This is a genomic window from Fodinibius sp. GM21 (genome assembly GCF_058386955.1).
The window spans coordinates 223,451-239,670 of the sequence record NZ_JBYEIQ010000004.1 but is presented as its reverse complement, the minus strand read 5'-3'; the positions used below and the strand labels follow the sequence as shown (position 1 = coordinate 239,670).

Genomic DNA, 16,220 nt, shown 5'->3' with positions numbered 1-16,220 from the left:
ATTTTCAAGCAGAATTTCCAATCATAATCTGCTCTATTCTTTACAGCATTCTATTGCAATGCTAACTTCTTCGGGAGTATAACTCCCTCAGAACTAATGTTGTGTAAGAGTTGTACCGCCCTGTTGTGAGAGAGTTGCACTCTCGAACAACAGGGATATACTCGACAAGTTGCAAAAAAGCACCCAAGCTGCGAGAGAATTGTACTCTCGAGCAACATGACAACAAATCTATTAAAAAATTGTAAGGATCAGTCTTTTGATGGTATCCTACCTTAAAACGATATTCTTATGAGCTCATGGAAAATATACTCAGATACTAAGTATTACTTTTGCACAAGCACCCTAACAAAGTGGTATCCTGTTTTTACAAGAATCGAGTATTATTCTCTCCTTATTGACAGTCTAAAATATTGCCGCAGAAACAAAGGTTTATCTATTCATGCTTATGTAATAATGCCAAACCATTTGCATTTCATTATTTCTGCTGATGAAAATCAATCTATTCCAAGTATTATTAGAGATTTTAAGCGTTATACCTCTTCTGAAATTACTTCTTTGCTAAAAAAATTTAGCAAGATTACTGCTTTAACAGTTTTTAAGGAAACCGCCAACAGAACTGGAAAAGATCAAGAATATAAAGTCTGGCAATCTGGGTACCATCCTATCGGAATACAATCAGAGCGATTTTTCAAACAAAAACTTCATTACATTCATCAAAATCCTGTTAGAAAAGGATATGTTACCACACCGGAAGACTGGAAGTTTTCAAGTGCTAAAAATTATGCAGGTTATGAAGATGTGCCTCTGCTGATAGATAAGCTATGACTATCTTCTTCGGGAGTATAACTCCCTCAGAACTGAGAAGTTTTGAACTGAGGGCTTTTCGGAAGTAAAAATCCCGAAAAACTAAGAGTATAAATACTCTGTCTGGTATGAGTTCAAAGTCGCAAGAGTAAATAACCTAAGCAGTAGCGAGAGAGTTGTACTCTCGATTCAAGTATTCATTTCAATACAAATCACCCAGCACTTTTCGGGGATCGGGATAGGTTTTCAAGGCCTCTTCTCTATTTTCTGGTGCTACAACGCCCGGCATATCCGCCTCTCCGGGATCTTTTACCGAAAGCTGAAAATGAAGATGGGGCGCCCAGCCTCCGTTCACTTGCTTGCTGCCCAACGTTGCTATTTTTTGACCTTTTTTTACTTCTGCCCCAATCGAAACCATCGTAAGAGATTCTTTTGATAAATGTCCGTATAGCGCATACAGCTGAGAATTATTCAGCTCGTATCTAATTACAATGGTGGGACCGTAATCTCCGGCCTGATCATTATTCTGTATGTAACTAACCTCCCCATCCCAAAAGGAATATACCGGTGCTCCGGACTTTGTCCATATATCTATCCCCATATGCAAATTGCGCTCGTTATTGAACATTGAATCCAGGTACATATTCGAGCGCTTTTCATTGTACTTCCCAATCCCCCACTGCTTTGACCGGATGAAATCGGCATCATAGCCTCCGGTAAAATCAAATACATGTAGTCCATCCCTGTTATCGGGATAATCCATTATCTTGGCAAAATTAAAATCGGCATACGTACTCATTGGAGTTCCTCATGTATTATCTGTATAGATATACCCCTATTATAAGCGAATTCTATCCTAATCTATTATCAAGCATTAAATATTACAAGCAGATATGTTTCTATACTACTCTTCGACTATTTTATCGATATAGTCAGAATTCATAATCCCCAATGCTCCCATATACTTCATGCGGAAACGGATAAAATCGCCCACTTCGTATCCGGCCTTATTATCACCTACATCCAAAATGAGCATATCCGAGCTTGCATCAGCAATTTCCACATCTCCTTCAACATCAATTAAATGTTCGGGATTGATATCAAGATAGCCGATATCCAGAATAGCACGATATGATGTTTCCCCAAACTGATCTTCATCAATATCGGCCACTTCTCCCTGGGGATTCATGCCCAGATCTCCACTCGGCACCTTGGGTTTTTCTGCAATTTCGATGATTTGGGTATATAGCTCCATCACATCGTTGTGCATACCTTCGATCGTGCCATCGGTAAATAGGTTTTTCCCGAAGAAGAGTGCTTCTCCCACCCGAAAGTGATTGACGCCACTTGGCAACTGGTTCCGTAATAGGAGAGGAATAGTAACCGTAGTGCCTCCCGATACCAGCGGAATTTCTTTGTTGAAGCGGAGCTCAATAATCTGTTTATACAGTGATAGTTGAATGAGTTTATCCTCATCCGGCATCACGCCATGCATACAGTTCAGGTTTGCCCCGATGCCGATCACCTCTATATTCGAGAGCTTAAATACCTTCTCATAAAAGTCGATCAGGTTTTCACGGATCACTCCTTCACGCAGGTCCCCCAGTTCAATCATAATGATGACCTTGTGGACTTTATCCTGTTTCTGAGCTTCTTCTGAGAGGGCGTGCAATGTTGAAAGCTCCGTATTCAGGCTCACATCGGCATACTTTACTACCGAATCGATGATGTCTTTGGGGGGCGGCTTGATATAGGTCGTAAGCGTATCGGGATCGATCTCTTTAATCTTTTTAAGATTACTGATACGGGAGTCCAGCATTTCACCAATCCCCAAGTCGGCAACCTCCTTCAGATATTCTTCGTGCCCACAGAGTAGTTTGGTGGTAATCCCCCATTTGATATCATTATCCTTAAAAAGGGTATCCAAATAATTATAATTATGGCGAAGCTTGTCTCTATATAATTTTAAATAGGCCATTCCCTATTTGCTCAATCGCATTTCAAGATATTTATTCGTAAACCCGTATTTCTCATACAGATGTTTGGCGGGATTATCGGGTTCAACGTGTAGCGCAATATCTCCCTCCGTTGCATCAATGATACGCTCCATCAATTCTTTGCCAAGTCCTTCACCACGGTAATCGCCATGCACGGCAATATATACCAAAATATGTTCAGGAATAAATCCACCCATATTGGTGTGATTGATAATAACAGCACCCACAATTTGCTCTTTTTCGTGAGCAACTAATATAAAACCGTCTTGGCCTTCTCCATCTCCATAAGCATAGGCAATACTTGACAAGATATGTTTTTTTTCATCTCCATATTCATCCAGATGCTCGTGAAGAAAATCGGCAATATCCTCTCGACTGAATGTCGTCGGATTTTCGATATCAGAATATACTAAATCGAATTCAATCATTATTGATTTATAGCATTAACATTATCTGCTGACTTAACAGTTATATTCTCGTCATTTTCATCGGGAAATGCCAATGATACGGCAACAAACACAATAGCCGAAACTGTAATTCCAAACACATTGGCATCTAATCCTGCAGGAAGTTTCTCCATAAATAATTCTAGCGATACCGTTGTTGAACCACCAAAAATCATAGCGGCAATGGCGCCAATGCTACTGCTTTTCTCCCAATACAATGCTCCAATAATCGGAACAAACAAGCCCGACACCATAAACGCATAGGAATAAAGCATCAAGTCTAGCACATTCGTCATTGTTGTAGCAATTAGCAGGGCAAATGTTCCGATTACAAGTGTAGTAAGCTGTGAAAATCGTAAAAAGGTATCACTATCATGATCAATATCTTTAAAATAACCAATAATATCGGAAACCACATTTCCGGATGCGGCCATTAAACAACTATCGGCAGTGGAGAGTATAGCCGAGAAATAAGCACTCATCATAATCCCCATGAGTCCGACAGGCAGTACGGTTCGAAGCAGCATGGGTAATCCGGTTTCGGGGTCGGTATCGGACACATCGGCAGCACCCAAATATTCAAACATCCCTTGCTCGGCACCCACTTTCGCAAAAAGTCCAAGGGCAACGCCCATAAATGCCATAGTGGGCCATTCAAAAACACCGGCCAGGTACCAAGCTCGTTTCGCGGTCTGCTCATCATTACATGCATAAATACGCTGGTAGAGCGTCATGCCAACAAACCAGATAGGGATTATAGTAACCGACCAGTATACCACATCCTGCCAAGTAATATTGGTCATGGAAAGCAAAGCAGGATCTACCGTATTAGAAATTGCCTCCCATCCACCAACAGCAGTGTATGAAATGGGGATACCAATAAAGATAAGCCCAATCATGAGGATCGTCCACTGTACCGTATCCGTGTAAATAACAGCTTTAAGACCGCCCATTACGGTATAGAGAACCGCCACCGATCCCATGATAATTAACGCTGTTTGCAAATCAAGATTGGCAAAAGTACCGGTAGCCAACTTAGCCCCGGCCAAAATCTGTGAGCTTGTAAAACCAGCATAGCCAATCGCAGAAATAATCCCGGCTACCAGTGCCACCTGAGGAGTAAAATAGTGCCCAAATACCTCAGGAAAGGTAAAGGCTTCATCAAAAACGGGGTTCCCTTTTACTTTTGGGATAAGAAATACAGCGGCAAGCCAAGCTCCAAGCAATCCGGTAAAAAGCATCCACGAACCGGACAACCCCATGACAAAACCAAGGCCGCCTAAACCAATTGAAAATCCGCCTCCAACATCCGTTGCGACAACTGAAAGGCCAATGTGAAGGCTATTCATATTACGGCCGCCCACATAATAATCATCGGCACCTTCATTTCTTTGAAGAAAAAAGACGCCAAACCCCAACATTCCTACCATATATAGGAAAAAGATAGTCAGGTCAATCCAATGCATATCGTATTACTCTGTAATTGTATTGGACTTACATTTAATAAAAAAACCCTTGAGTTATTACACTCAAGGGTTCCTACTTTAATAAAGGCTTAATATACCTTATAAATACCATATAGTGCAAACGGTTTAAGGGTTACCATGCTCTGCTTTTTGTGGTTTCTGAAGCTGATTGTTCTTTCCGAATTTCATTGGTCGTTGCCACATCTTTGTCATCTGATTTAAGTTCAAGACGGTTCATATGTATTTTCGCTGAAGAGGCATTTTCCAAATAATCTATATAGATATTTCCCTCGTGATAGCAACCTTTAGCCAGATATATATTTGGCGCAGAGATATTGCCTTCAACCCATCCATCTTCTTTGACCAAGATAGATTCGGTGGCCTCAAGGTTACCGATCACTTTACCTTCAATGGTGATAGACGCAGCAGAAACATCTCCCTTAAAAAAGGTGTCTTTGCTGATTATTGTTTGATTATTGTCCACTCTAGTATAGCCAGGTTCTTGTCTCAATTAAATCACTCCTCTTAATATTATAATACTTTTCTTCGCAGTCTCTCAAAAATTCGGCCTGCTAATTTCAAAAATTAATTTATCTTAATGCACATACGCCCTATTTTAGAAACGGCAAACAGAAATTTAATTAACAAAGTAATTCTTATATGATTTCAACTCCCCAAGCTATTGAACTCGAAGATCAATATGGCGCTCATAACTATCATCCCCTCCCGGTTGTATTATCCGAAGGTGAAGGAGTTTATGTTTGGGATCCGGAAGGAAACAAATACTATGATTTTCTGTCTGCCTATTCAGCTGTAAACCAGGGACACTGCCATCCAAGAATAATAAACACGTTAAAAGAACAAGCCGAAAAGCTGACTTTGGTTTCCCGGGCTTTTCACAGCGACCAACTTGGAGCATATGAAAAATATATGCATGACCTGTTTGGTTACGACAAGCTTTTACCCATGAACACGGGAGCCGAGGGTGTTGAAACAGCTATTAAAATTTGCCGGAAATGGTCGTACGAGAAGAAAAACCTGACGCCCGAAAAAGCAACGATTATTGTTGCCAAGGGTAATTTTCACGGACGAACGACCAGTATTATTTCATTTTCCAATGATCCGGTTGCTCGCAAGAATTTTGGTCCCTATACCCCGGGCTTCGTCTCTATTCCTTATAATGATCTGGAAACCCTTGAGAAAGCACTGCAAGAGAAAGATGTGGCCGGATTTATGGTAGAACCTATACAGGGCGAAGCCGGAGTCGTTGTTCCCGATGACGGATACCTCAAAAAAGCTTCTGAACTGTGCAAAAAATATAATACCCTTTTTATTGCGGATGAAATTCAGACCGGCATAGCACGAACCGGAAAGATGTTGTGCGTCGATCACGAAAATGTGCGCCCTGATATCGTGATCTTGGGTAAAGCGTTATCCGGCGGTGCTTATCCCGTTTCAGCAGTAATGGCTGATAACAACATCATGGAGTGCATACGTCCCGGTGAACACGGTTCAACGTATGGCGGCAATCCACTGGCATGTGCCGTAGCCATGGAAGCGCTCAAAGTAGTTGAGGACGAAGGTCTTGCTGAAAACGCTGACAGGCTTGGCAAAATCTTCCGCGACGAAATGAATAATCTTGTGAAGGAGTCAGAACTGGTAAAGCTCGTGCGCGGTAAAGGTCTGCTGAACGCAATTGTCATTAACGATTCTGAAGACAGTAGTACGGCATGGGACATTTGTCTAAAGCTGAAAGAAAACGGTCTTTTGGCAAAACCCACTCACGGTAACATCATTCGCTTTGCTCCTCCACTGGTAATGAGCGAAGAACAGCTGCGAGATTGTATCTCAATTATCAAAGATACCATTAAAGAATTCGAAAAAGTTGAGGCATAGCATAACCGTGCTAAAAGCTAGTGCTTAGCTGAATGGCGATAACATCATCTTTTAGCTCCCTGCCATTATTCTTGGAAAGCAGGTAGGAAACTTTTAAAAGTATATTCCGATTAAGCTTGTATCCAAAAACAAACTCAAACCGGTCTTTGTCCGGGGTTGGTTTACCTGTAATATTCAGTGAATCAAGTGTTAGCTCTTTGGGAATGTAACGCTCATAGCGAATGGCCCCATATCCTCCTACCAAAAAGGGAAAACGCATTTTAAATTTTGCAAGATAGTGAGCAACATCATTGTCAAGGTGTTCTTGAATAAGTTGCCCATCCTGATCAATCCAGGGAGAATCCCACCGATTGAATGTGTACTGAAACAACAACTGATAATAACTGTAGGAAAACTCGGTGTGCGCTGAGACAACCGTTTGTTGATATCCGGCTCTCTCTTCATCAGATAAAACATCATTAATAGAATCTTCTATCAAATAAGATCCTCTGCCAAATGATACACCAATCGTATTCCAGATAACAGGTCGCACTTCCAGTCGTCCAATAAATGCGGGGAGATTCTGTTCACCCACATCGGTGTAGCTAGAAACTCCAGTCAACGTGGCAGCAACTTCATATTGAAATCTTTCATCGTCTGTTGCCCCGGAAAGTTTTAATCCCTGCGAATACATCCGCCTGTAAATTAATGATTGCCCCGGCACCCCATCGTACGAACTTTCTCCAAAAAAGTAACCACGCCGCTGGTTCACCGGCATATTCCATACATGAGATAGCGGTAAATGAACAAAAGGATTATTCGAAGAAAGCAACAACTCATCAGTTCTCCCAAACGGCGTGGTAAAACGACCGGCTGTAATCTTAAAGTTCTCAGCGGCTAACCAATTGATATTAAAAGAAGAAAAAAAGATCTCGCTTCTGCTTCCTGTATAATAATCAGACTGCAACGCACCCGAAACGAACCATTTTTCAGAAATCGGGGCATTTATAAAGAGTCGGATCGAAGGAGTATATATCAAAAACTTATCATTGGGAGTCTGATTTACCGTTGGATTTGAGTCTGCGCCCCCTTTTCGCAGCTCAAAATCAGCCAAACCGCCAATATTTATCTGTCCAAGTGCAGTACCTGCCAACATCAGACAAATCAGAATGCACAAACAGAAACTTTTTCGGTTTATCCCCATATGAAATTGCATTAATTCAAATTCAATGAACTGCTTGACCCCTTTTTGTCCTTCTTCTCAAAAACAACGGTAACTTTTGTGCCATGTTCGGATTCTACTGTCACATCAGCATCAATCTGCTGGGATAGAATTTTGATAAGAGAAAAACCCAGGGATTCACTTTCTTCCAAAGAGAAATCATCATCCAAACCCATCCCCTCATCCTCTACCGTGAGAACGACATTACCCTCTTCTTCAAAAAAGGAGATGACCACCACTCCTGATCCTCCATCAGGATAAGCATGTTTAAATGCATTAGTTACCAGCTCATTGACCATGAGTCCAAAAGGGACAGCTTGGTTTACATTCAGATCAATATCTTTCGCATCAACTTCTACACTCAGTTCCGAATAAGCTGATTTATATATATCATGAATAGAGGCGACCATCTTTTTGATAAAATCATTGAAAGACAGGTTGTTAAAGTTCTGTGCTTTATAGAGCATTTCGTGCACCGTGGCCATTGATTGGATACGCAATTGACTATTCTTGAGAACCCGCTCAGTATGTTCGTCCTCAACATTACTACTTTCCAATTGCAACAGTCCTGAAATAACAGCCAGATTATTTTTGACACGGTGATGGATTTCTGCCAACAGCGTCTCTTTTTCACGAAGGTTCTCTTTGATATTGGCAACCAACTTGTTAAATGTTCGGGTAAGCTGTCCAAACTCATCCCGGCTTTCAACAGAAACAGGATGATCATAATCGTCATTTTCAATCCTTTTAATACCGTCGAGCAACCGGTTAATAGGACGCGTCAGATTTCGTGTTAACGTGATACCCAGTATAATCGCTATTAGTATTCCCCCAAGGCCAATCAAGTAAATAACGCGCTGTAATTGATGGAGAGGCTCCAAAGCCTGTGTCAATGATTTTGCAACGGCGTAATAGCCTGAAATTTCCACAGACTGAGAAACCTGTTTTACCATTGGAACTAAATATACAAGCCATTTCTGATTCCTCATTTCCATTTCGATGGTTGTACTGCCCGTTTGATTAATTTCGGTTGCAGAAGCGTGTTCAATGCCTTCAGAAAGAACTTTTCGGTGTTCGGGCAACAAGGAATCAATAGAAGTAGTAAGGAGTTTATCATCTACATAATACGACACCTCATATCCGATTACTTGCGCAAGCAACTCTGCTTCACGATTACGAATCGGATATCCAAGAGAAAGTGCTGCAATAACCTGATCCTGTAAAAAAACGGGTATAGTAATAACATTAAAATAGTTCTCTCCTTGTTTCCAAATATATGATTGCTGAGGGTGTCGTCCCTCCAAAGCTTTTTGGACCCCTAATTTATTACTCATAGATATGTCTGCCAGATCTATATCGGATAATTGCCCAAGAGGGGCCCCTTTTTTGTCAAAAACCATTACTAATCCGACAGAATCTAAACTGGTCGTAAGCGATTCCGAAGACAAAGTATCAGAAATAAGAGGATCAAAATGTAAGAGGTGCACTAACTCTTGGCGAATCTGCTGATTAATAGTATTCGGATCTCCTGTTGAAATCGCCGCCTTCATATAGGGCATATCAGCCACAAGTGTAGCAGTCTGCCGAAGCTGCCGAAACCGCACATCCTGTAATTGTTCAAATATCTTTCCTGCCTCATGGAAGCTCGAGTTTATATCTTCCCGAATTCGGTTGTCCAAAATTTGGCTGACTGCGAAAAGTACTACCACTAATACCAGGAGGGCTAGCCCAATAAATCCGGATAGCAACTTCCATCGAATAGGAAATTTGGGAGACTCCATAATTATGATCCTATTCTTATTGGTTCCAGCATTACATTATTTTTATCAATTGTATTTACTTCTATACTTTTCTCCCGATCTCCCAAGGCATAAAAATGAAGGATATACTCTCCTTCTGGAATGTCCTCAAACCGGAATTTCCCACTGCTATCCAATTTTTGCATTGCAACAGTTTGTTTTGAAGCTACGACAATAACTGCATGCATATCAGAATGAATATCACAGAAAACATCTATAATACCGGGTTTATTAAATTGTACATCTTGAAATTCATCGGGTGAACGACGTCCTACATCAAAGCGTTTCGTTTTAGATAAGCTAAATACATTATGATATACCGGATCTGAATTCAGTATTCGAACCACACCCCCTTCCCGAATAATCATCAGACGAGGTTCAAAACGTTTATCAAGCTGATTTAGAACACGTCGATTTTTAGTTCCTTTTACTCCTGTCTGTTTTTTATTTTGAAATTCGATCCATACCAAAACGTCATCTAATGAATTATCTTTTTTATCGGTATTATCCCCAAACTTGTTTTGGTATCCACCTCCACCCACTTCAATTGTTGGCTTTTGTGCTCGTTCCACTACTACACTTCCTTGAATAGTTGTTCCCTGTGCCATCACATATTGAGATGAAAGCAAACCGCCCATCAGAAACAATAGAAATGCCAGTAATAGAACTCTTGAAGAGTAATATTTTACTAAAAAAAATGAGGACGTCTTGCCAATCATAACTTTTGATACCATCCCTTTAAGAAGATTTGACCCACTTATTGTCCCAACACAGCCGATTACTATAAACCATTCTGTACAGAGGTATTATATTAAAACACAGCGGAGAAAGCACATTCTTTCTTACTAAGGCTACTGAGTTGACCAAACTTATTTTTGTGAACAAGAATTTTTAACTGTAAGCTCAACTAAAACAGAGGGGATAAGTCTGCAAATTTTTAATCTATTGTATCCAAAAACGGTAAGAAATGCTAAAATAAAAAAAGCGACCTTCTGAATATCAGAAAGCCGCTTTTGGTAGTGGCGGGGGGAGGATTCGAACCTCCGACCTCCGGGTTATGAGCCCGACGAGCTACCAGCTGCTCTACCCCGCGATGTGAGTCGGTAATAATAAGGCTTGACATGGGTAATTGTCAATAGTAAATTCAAAATTCTTTCCCGCATAGACTTCGGCATGTAAATACCAATTAAATACGATTAGGAGGCTTATGTCCACGAATAACACAGTCGCTCCCGCACAAGTACACAACATTTTACAAAAACATATTTTAACAGACGGATATGATATTGTGCTCGATCTTGAAAAGAGTGAAGGCATGCATTTATACGATGCCAAAACGGGAGAACGCTATCTGGATTTCTTTACATTTTTCGCCTCTAATCCTTTGGGAATGAATCACCCACGGCTGGCAAATGAGGAATTCCGCAACAAAATTGGAAAAGTGGCGATCAACAAACCATCGAACTCGGATGTATATACCGAAGAGATGGCTGAATTTGTGGATAATTTTGATCGCGTCGGTATTCCTGATTACCTGCCCTACTCTTTCTTTATTTCCGGCGGAGCACTTGCCGTTGAAAACGCCCTGAAAGTAGCCTTCGACTGGAAAGTTCAAAAGAATTTTCAGAAGGGATATCGCCAGGAAAAAGGCCATAAAGTCTTACATCTCGAACAGGCATTTCACGGACGGTCCGGGTATACCATGTCACTTACCAACACCGATCCAAAAAAAGTAAAGTACTTCCCAAAATTTGACTGGCCTCGTATCGTTTCACCGGCTATGACTTATCCCGCTACGGAAGAACGTATTCAAAAAACCATTGCCGATGAAGAGCGGGCCATTGCCCAGGCAAAGCGGTATTTTGAGATGTATAAAGATGATATCGCCTGCATCATACTTGAACCTATTCAGGGGGAAGGCGGTGATCGTCATTTTCGAAAGGAATTTCATCAAGCGCTTAGAGATTTGGCTGATAAACACGAAGCGCTGCTCATTTATGATGAGGTTCAAACCGGAGTAGGACTAACTGGTACATTTTGGGCCCATGAGCACTATGTCAAGCCCGATATTCTGGCGTTTGGTAAAAAAGCACAGGTATGCGGAATTCTTGCCAGTAAGCGCGTTGATGATATCGAGACAAACTGCTTTCACGTTTCCTCACGGATCAACTCAACTTGGGGCGGCAATTTGGTAGATATGGTTCGATTCGGCCGTATACTCCAAGTTATTGAAGATGAAAATCTTGTTGAAAACGCAGCTGATGTTGGCCAATTTCTACAGGATAAAATCCGTAAGCTGTCCGAACAATTTGAATATGTTACGAATCCACGTGGCAAGGGACTTTTCTGTGCCGTTGATTTCCCGAATACTCATGCACGAGATTCGGTTATCAAAGAATGCTTCAACAATAACTTAATGATTCTGTCATGCGGAGAACGCACCATGCGATTCCGTCCGCCACTTACGGTTAACAAACAGCATATTGAAGAGGGCATCGAAATTATTGAAAAATCCATCAAGTCAGCAATGGACAAGTGCCCGGCACTCAAAAGCAAATAGGCCCCGGAATCGCTGGCAAGCGACTTACTCTACATAAAATTGCATTAGACCATCTGATGTGATTCCGGCTGAATCGTAATTTCGTTAAGTACGGATCCCTCTGGTTGATTGGCAGCATAATAAACAGATTTTGCCACCTCTTCGGGGGTAAGCATCTTATCTGTTTGCACGCGCATATCCACGGTATCACTATCCCACATAGGGGTATCCACACCTCCCAAGTGCATGAGTGTGAATTTTACACCACTTCGTTTGTGCTCTTCAACCAGTGATTTGGTAAACCCAGTGATTGCAAATTTGGAAGCGGAATACATCGAGGAATTTTTCATAGGGTATTTTCCCACGCTTCCCGGAAACATAATTACACGGCCTTTTTTCTCGGTGGCCATATAACGCACAACGGTTTGTGTCACTAAAAATGTGCCGTATACATTTACATCTAACATCTCTTTTGCTTGTTCGGGCTTGATATCAAGCAACGGCTGAATAATGGCAGTCCCAAACGCATTGACCAAAACATCGATACCTCCCAAATCCTCGGTTACTTCCCTGGCCATCTTCGAAACTGATGCCAAATCCGTTACATCTACTCCAATAACGTAGGCATCTCCACCGGTCTCATTAATTTCTTTCGCTACTTTTTCCGCTTTCTCTTGATTTCGAGCAGCAAGTACAACCTTTGCACCGGCCTTTGCAAATACACGTCCGCATGCACTTCCTATTCCTCCCGAGCCGCCGACGATAAGCACAATTTTATCTTTCATAACAGATTTATTTATTTGCCGCAAATCGACACTGATCTGCGGGGTTATCAATTATTTAAGCGTGAGATAAATGAATAGAATTCGCCGAACTTTCGTTCAAAATAATAGGCTGTCAGCAAAAATATTACCAACAGCCTATTCATATATTATGTCTTGTATTAAAGGAATCTACGCTACAACATCTTCTCTTTGCTTCATAGCACGCTCAATGACATTATCGTAGATATTATATATCTCATCTACTGATAAGCTTACCATTTCATTAATATTCAATGTATTTGAATCTGTTACCTCTCCTATCTTCACAAGAGGTATATCCTTGTCATTGAATTCTGATTCAACATCTTTTTGCGATTTCGGATCACAGCTTACAACCACTCCCGATTGCGCTTCGCTGTAAAGCACTTCGTGCTTGTTCTCCCCAAGATCTTCCACTGAAACATCCGCCCCTTTTCTTGAGAACATTGCCATTTCGGCAAGTGTTATCGCAAGACCACCATCAGAAATATCATGCACTGCATTCACTAACTTTTGTTGGATTGCATCAAGTAGTGTTGACTGCAGGCGTGCTTCAAACTCGAGATCTATATCGGGAGCATCCCCGGTTGTCAAATCATGGACTGTATGCAGATATTCACTGCCGCCCAATCCTTTTCGAGAAGCTCCAACATAATAAATGACATCAGACTTCCCTTTAAACTCCGGTGTCATTCGGTGATTCTCTACATCCTCAATCAATCCAAGCATTCCAATCACCGGCGTAGGAAAAATCGCCATTTCCGGATTTTCATTATAAAAGCTCACGTTTCCGCCGGTCACGGGCGTATTGAAGGTTCGACAAGCATCCCCCATCCCGGCAAGTGCCTCTTTAAACGTCCAGTAGACTTCTGGTTTGTAAGGATTTCCAAAATTAAGACAATTCGTTATGGCCATCGGCTTGGCACCACTACATACTACATTTCGCGCCGCTTCGGCAACGGCAATTTGCCCTCCTTTGCGAGGATTCAAATATACATAGCGCCCGTTGCAATCTGTTTTCACGGCTAGCCCTTTTTTCGTGCCTTTTATCCGGACCACTCCGGAATCAGAAGCACCCGGACCGTTTACCGTATTCGTTCGCACCATGGTATCATACTGTTCATAGGCCCAACGCTTTGAGGCAATATTAGGTGACCCAAGTAACTCTTTAATAATCTCATTGTGGTTCTCGGGATGATCCAGTGAGTCAATATCAAACGACTGAACTTCATCAAGGTACGCAGGCTTTTTAGTCTCACGCTTGTACTGAGGAGCTCCGCCGCCCAGCACTAAACTATCAGCGGGTATATCGGCCTTTACTTCCCCATCTTTGTGATAGGTCACATTTTCCCCTTCTACTACTTCTCCGATCACAACTGCATTGAGATCCCACTTTTCATAAATGTCAATAATTTCCTGCTCGCGGCCCTTTTCTGCGACCACCAGCATACGCTCTTGGCTTTCGGACAGTAACAATTCGTAAGCGGTCATACCATCCTCGCGTGCAGGAACCTTATCCAAGTCCAGTCGCATTCCCACACCGCCCTTGGCGGTCATTTCTGATGATGAACAGCTTATGCCGGCAGCTCCCATATCCTGGATACCAACAATACCGCCATTTTTAATCACCTCAAGCGTGGCTTCAAGCAGCAATTTTTCCGAAAAGGGATCGCCCACCTGCACACTGGGACGTTTATCTTCACTTTCTTCACTGATTTCTTCGGATGCAAACGTCGCCCCGTGTATACCATCGCGTCCCGTATCAGAACCAACAATAATAACTGGGTTTCCGATACCTTCAGCAATAGCCGAAGCTGTTTGATCTTCTTTCACAATTCCAACACTCATGGCATTTACCAGCGGATTGCCTTCATACTTTTCATCAAAATAAATTTCTCCGCCTACCATAGGCACGCCGAATGAGTTTCCATAATCAGCAATGCCGCGCACAACCCCATCCAAAAGAAAGCGAACGCGAGGTGTATCCATATCACCAAAACGTAATGAGTTAAGACTGGCCACAGGACGTGCTCCCATAGTAAAAATATCTCTGTGAATACCTCCAACACCGGTAGCTGCTCCTTCATAAGGCTCAATTGCCGACGGATGATTATGACTCTCCACCTTGAACACGCAGCCGAGACCATCCCCAATATCTACTAACCCTGCATTTTCTTCTCCGGCTCCTACGAGCATTTGCGGACCTTCGTTAGGCAACTTCTTAATCTCCAGGATGGAATTCTTATACGAGCAGTGCTCGCTCCACATCACCGAATACACACCCAGCTCCGTAAAATTGGGAGTACGCCCGAGGTAATCTTTAATCATCTCGAACTCCTCTTCAGTCAGTCCATGGTCTTTAGCTAATTCGAGTGTTACTTCCGGTTCCTTCATTTTTTTGTTAGACATTAGGCTTAATGTTATATGATGGAAAGTTGAAGGTTCAAGGTTAAACGTGAAATTTAACCCTCAACCTTAAACTTTAAACCTTTAATATGTTCCTTAACTTTACAAAATCATTAAATACAAAATCGGCTTTCTGATGTTTTTGAGCCTCTCCATTCTGTGTATACCAGGCTACATTCCATCCGAACATTGTTCCCCCTTCCACATCAGAGCTAAATGAGTCGCCCACATAGAGTATTTTATCGGCATCCACTCCGGCCCGTTCTGTTGCAGCTTTAAAGACATCGGGATGAGGCTTTAACACGCCTACTTCTTCAGAGATAACCGTTGTTTCTGCAGAATGATACAGATCAAAAGCCTCAAACTTTTTTCGCTGTGTTTCGGCAAAACCATTTGTCAAAATTCCGACGGGATACTTTTCAAGAATATCGTAATATGCTTCTTTGGCTCCATCAATCCACCGCCAATGAGCGCGATAGTACTGCATATACTGATTCCCAACCTCTTCATATCGAGTTGAATCCAGGCCGAGCTCTTTCAATGTCAGTTCAAATCGATTACGTTGCAATTCTTTACGGCTGACTTTAGCCCGGCTATATAAGCTCCACTGTCTGCTGTTTACCTGATGGTATACCTCAATTAATTTCTCCGCACTGGTACCCTCAAAAAGATCAAAATGAGCATGAACATCTTGCAAACCTGCCGCTTCAGCTGATTTGTGATCAAGCAGCGTATCATCCAGATCAAAGTAGATAAATTCGTAAGACAAATGCGTAGATATGTGAGTTGAAAATATTTCGCTCAAAGATAGGAATTTGATTGCTAAGATTTAAAAATGAAAACCTCTAAATATTTGCCCTTCT

At 41.8% G+C, this 16,220-nt stretch carries 14 protein-coding genes and 1 tRNA gene; 3 read left to right on the top strand and 12 right to left on the bottom strand.

Annotated elements, in window-relative coordinates; genetic code table 11:
- The first annotated feature begins 288 nt into the window (after positions 1 to 288).
- Entirely contained in the window at positions 289 to 825 is a 537-nt protein-coding gene (locus ACT3IB_RS11395; RefSeq protein WP_491539142.1) for an REP-associated tyrosine transposase, read from the top strand.
- A gap of 181 nt (positions 826 to 1,006) precedes the next feature.
- Here ACT3IB_RS11395 and ACT3IB_RS11390 read toward each other — a convergent pair whose 3' ends face one another.
- From ACT3IB_RS11390 to ACT3IB_RS11370, 5 genes are all read right to left on the bottom strand, one after another.
- Positions 1,007 to 1,603 (bottom strand): peptidoglycan DD-metalloendopeptidase family protein, encoded by a 597-nt coding sequence (locus tag ACT3IB_RS11390; protein ID WP_491539141.1) that lies wholly within the window; start codon positions 1,601 to 1,603, stop codon positions 1,007 to 1,009.
- Between the two features lie 105 nt (positions 1,604 to 1,708).
- Positions 1,709 to 2,782 (bottom strand): alanine racemase, encoded by a 1,074-nt coding sequence (locus tag ACT3IB_RS11385; protein ID WP_491539140.1) that lies wholly within the window; start codon positions 2,780 to 2,782, stop codon positions 1,709 to 1,711.
- 3 nt (positions 2,783 to 2,785) lie between these two features.
- Positions 2,786 to 3,229, bottom strand: a complete 444-nt coding sequence (locus ACT3IB_RS11380) for a GNAT family N-acetyltransferase (RefSeq protein WP_491539139.1) — start codon at positions 3,227 to 3,229, stop codon at positions 2,786 to 2,788.
- Positions 3,229 to 4,713 carry a sodium:solute symporter family protein gene (locus ACT3IB_RS11375; protein ID WP_491539138.1) on the bottom strand — a complete coding sequence of 495 codons (1,485 nt, stop codon included), beginning with the start codon at positions 4,711 to 4,713 and terminating at the stop codon, positions 3,229 to 3,231. The genes ACT3IB_RS11380 and ACT3IB_RS11375 overlap by 1 nt, the downstream gene beginning before the upstream one ends.
- Before the next feature lie 133 nt (positions 4,714 to 4,846).
- On the bottom strand, positions 4,847 to 5,197 hold the full coding sequence (locus ACT3IB_RS11370; protein ID WP_491539137.1) for a bactofilin family protein: 351 nt from the start codon (positions 5,195 to 5,197) through the stop codon (positions 4,847 to 4,849).
- Between the two features lie 176 nt (positions 5,198 to 5,373).
- Between ACT3IB_RS11370 and rocD the strand changes: the two genes are divergently transcribed.
- Positions 5,374 to 6,609, top strand: coding sequence for an ornithine--oxo-acid transaminase (gene rocD, locus ACT3IB_RS11365; protein ID WP_491539136.1), 1,236 nt, complete (start codon positions 5,374 to 5,376; stop codon positions 6,607 to 6,609).
- A gap of 10 nt (positions 6,610 to 6,619) precedes the next feature.
- Here rocD and ACT3IB_RS11360 read toward each other — a convergent pair whose 3' ends face one another.
- The 4 genes from ACT3IB_RS11360 to ACT3IB_RS11345 all read right to left on the bottom strand — a co-directional run bounded on the left by ACT3IB_RS11360 (position 6,620) and on the right by ACT3IB_RS11345 (position 10,702).
- Complete coding sequence (locus ACT3IB_RS11360; protein WP_491539135.1) at positions 6,620 to 7,765, bottom strand: hypothetical protein; 1,146 nt, start codon at positions 7,763 to 7,765, stop codon at positions 6,620 to 6,622.
- Positions 7,766 to 7,803: 38 nt separating this feature from the next.
- Positions 7,804 to 9,591: a histidine kinase dimerization/phosphoacceptor domain -containing protein gene (locus ACT3IB_RS11355; RefSeq protein ID WP_491539134.1), complete on the bottom strand. Its 1,788-nt coding sequence runs from the start codon at positions 9,589 to 9,591 to the stop codon at positions 7,804 to 7,806.
- Positions 9,592 to 9,593: 2 nt separating this feature from the next.
- Positions 9,594 to 10,328, bottom strand: a complete 735-nt coding sequence (locus tag ACT3IB_RS11350) for a cupredoxin domain-containing protein (RefSeq protein ID WP_491539133.1) — start codon at positions 10,326 to 10,328, stop codon at positions 9,594 to 9,596.
- A 301-nt stretch (positions 10,329 to 10,629) separates the two neighbouring features.
- A tRNA-Met gene (locus ACT3IB_RS11345) sits at positions 10,630 to 10,702 on the bottom strand.
- A 114-nt stretch (positions 10,703 to 10,816) separates the two neighbouring features.
- Between ACT3IB_RS11345 and lat the strand changes: the two genes are divergently transcribed.
- Positions 10,817 to 12,169, top strand: coding sequence for an L-lysine 6-transaminase (gene lat / locus ACT3IB_RS11340; protein ID WP_491539132.1), 1,353 nt, complete (start codon positions 10,817 to 10,819; stop codon positions 12,167 to 12,169).
- Positions 12,170 to 12,213: 44 nt separating this feature from the next.
- On the opposite strand, the gene ACT3IB_RS11335 is transcribed toward lat, so the two are convergent.
- The 3 genes from ACT3IB_RS11335 to ACT3IB_RS11325 all read right to left on the bottom strand — a co-directional run bounded on the left by ACT3IB_RS11335 (position 12,214) and on the right by ACT3IB_RS11325 (position 16,162).
- Entirely contained in the window at positions 12,214 to 12,933 is a 720-nt protein-coding gene (locus ACT3IB_RS11335; protein ID WP_491539131.1) for an SDR family oxidoreductase, read from the bottom strand.
- A 168-nt stretch (positions 12,934 to 13,101) separates the two neighbouring features.
- A complete protein-coding gene (gene purL / locus ACT3IB_RS11330; protein ID WP_491539130.1) occupies positions 13,102 to 15,360 on the bottom strand; it encodes a phosphoribosylformylglycinamidine synthase subunit PurL in 2,259 nt (752 codons plus the stop codon).
- A gap of 73 nt (positions 15,361 to 15,433) precedes the next feature.
- On the bottom strand, positions 15,434 to 16,162 hold the full coding sequence (locus ACT3IB_RS11325) for an HAD family hydrolase (protein ID WP_491539129.1): 729 nt from the start codon (positions 16,160 to 16,162) through the stop codon (positions 15,434 to 15,436).
- Positions 16,163 to 16,220: the final 58 nt, after the last annotated feature.

Bases quoted from the DNA above. Each gene is read 5' to 3' on its own strand.
- purL (WP_491539130.1), bottom strand. From the start codon at position 15,360: ATGTCTAACAAAAAAATGAAGGAACCGGAAGTAACACTCGAATTAGCT.
- ACT3IB_RS11335 (WP_491539131.1), bottom strand. From the start codon at position 12,933: ATGAAAGATAAAATTGTGCTTATCGTCGGCGGCTCGGGAGGAATAGGA.
- ACT3IB_RS11350 (WP_491539133.1), bottom strand. From the start codon at position 10,328: ATGATTGGCAAGACGTCCTCATTTTTTTTAGTAAAATATTACTCTTCA.
- ACT3IB_RS11390 (WP_491539141.1), bottom strand. From the start codon at position 1,603: ATGAGTACGTATGCCGATTTTAATTTTGCCAAGATAATGGATTATCCC.
- rocD (WP_491539136.1), top strand. From the start codon at position 5,374: ATGATTTCAACTCCCCAAGCTATTGAACTCGAAGATCAATATGGCGCT.
- ACT3IB_RS11385 (WP_491539140.1), bottom strand. From the start codon at position 2,782: ATGGCCTATTTAAAATTATATAGAGACAAGCTTCGCCATAATTATAAT.
- ACT3IB_RS11375 (WP_491539138.1), bottom strand. From the start codon at position 4,713: ATGCATTGGATTGACCTGACTATCTTTTTCCTATATATGGTAGGAATG.
- ACT3IB_RS11355 (WP_491539134.1), bottom strand. From the start codon at position 9,591: ATGGAGTCTCCCAAATTTCCTATTCGATGGAAGTTGCTATCCGGATTT.
- ACT3IB_RS11380 (WP_491539139.1), bottom strand. From the start codon at position 3,229: ATGATTGAATTCGATTTAGTATATTCTGATATCGAAAATCCGACGACA.
- lat (WP_491539132.1), top strand. From the start codon at position 10,817: ATGTCCACGAATAACACAGTCGCTCCCGCACAAGTACACAACATTTTA.
- ACT3IB_RS11395 (WP_491539142.1), top strand. From the start codon at position 289: ATGAGCTCATGGAAAATATACTCAGATACTAAGTATTACTTTTGCACA.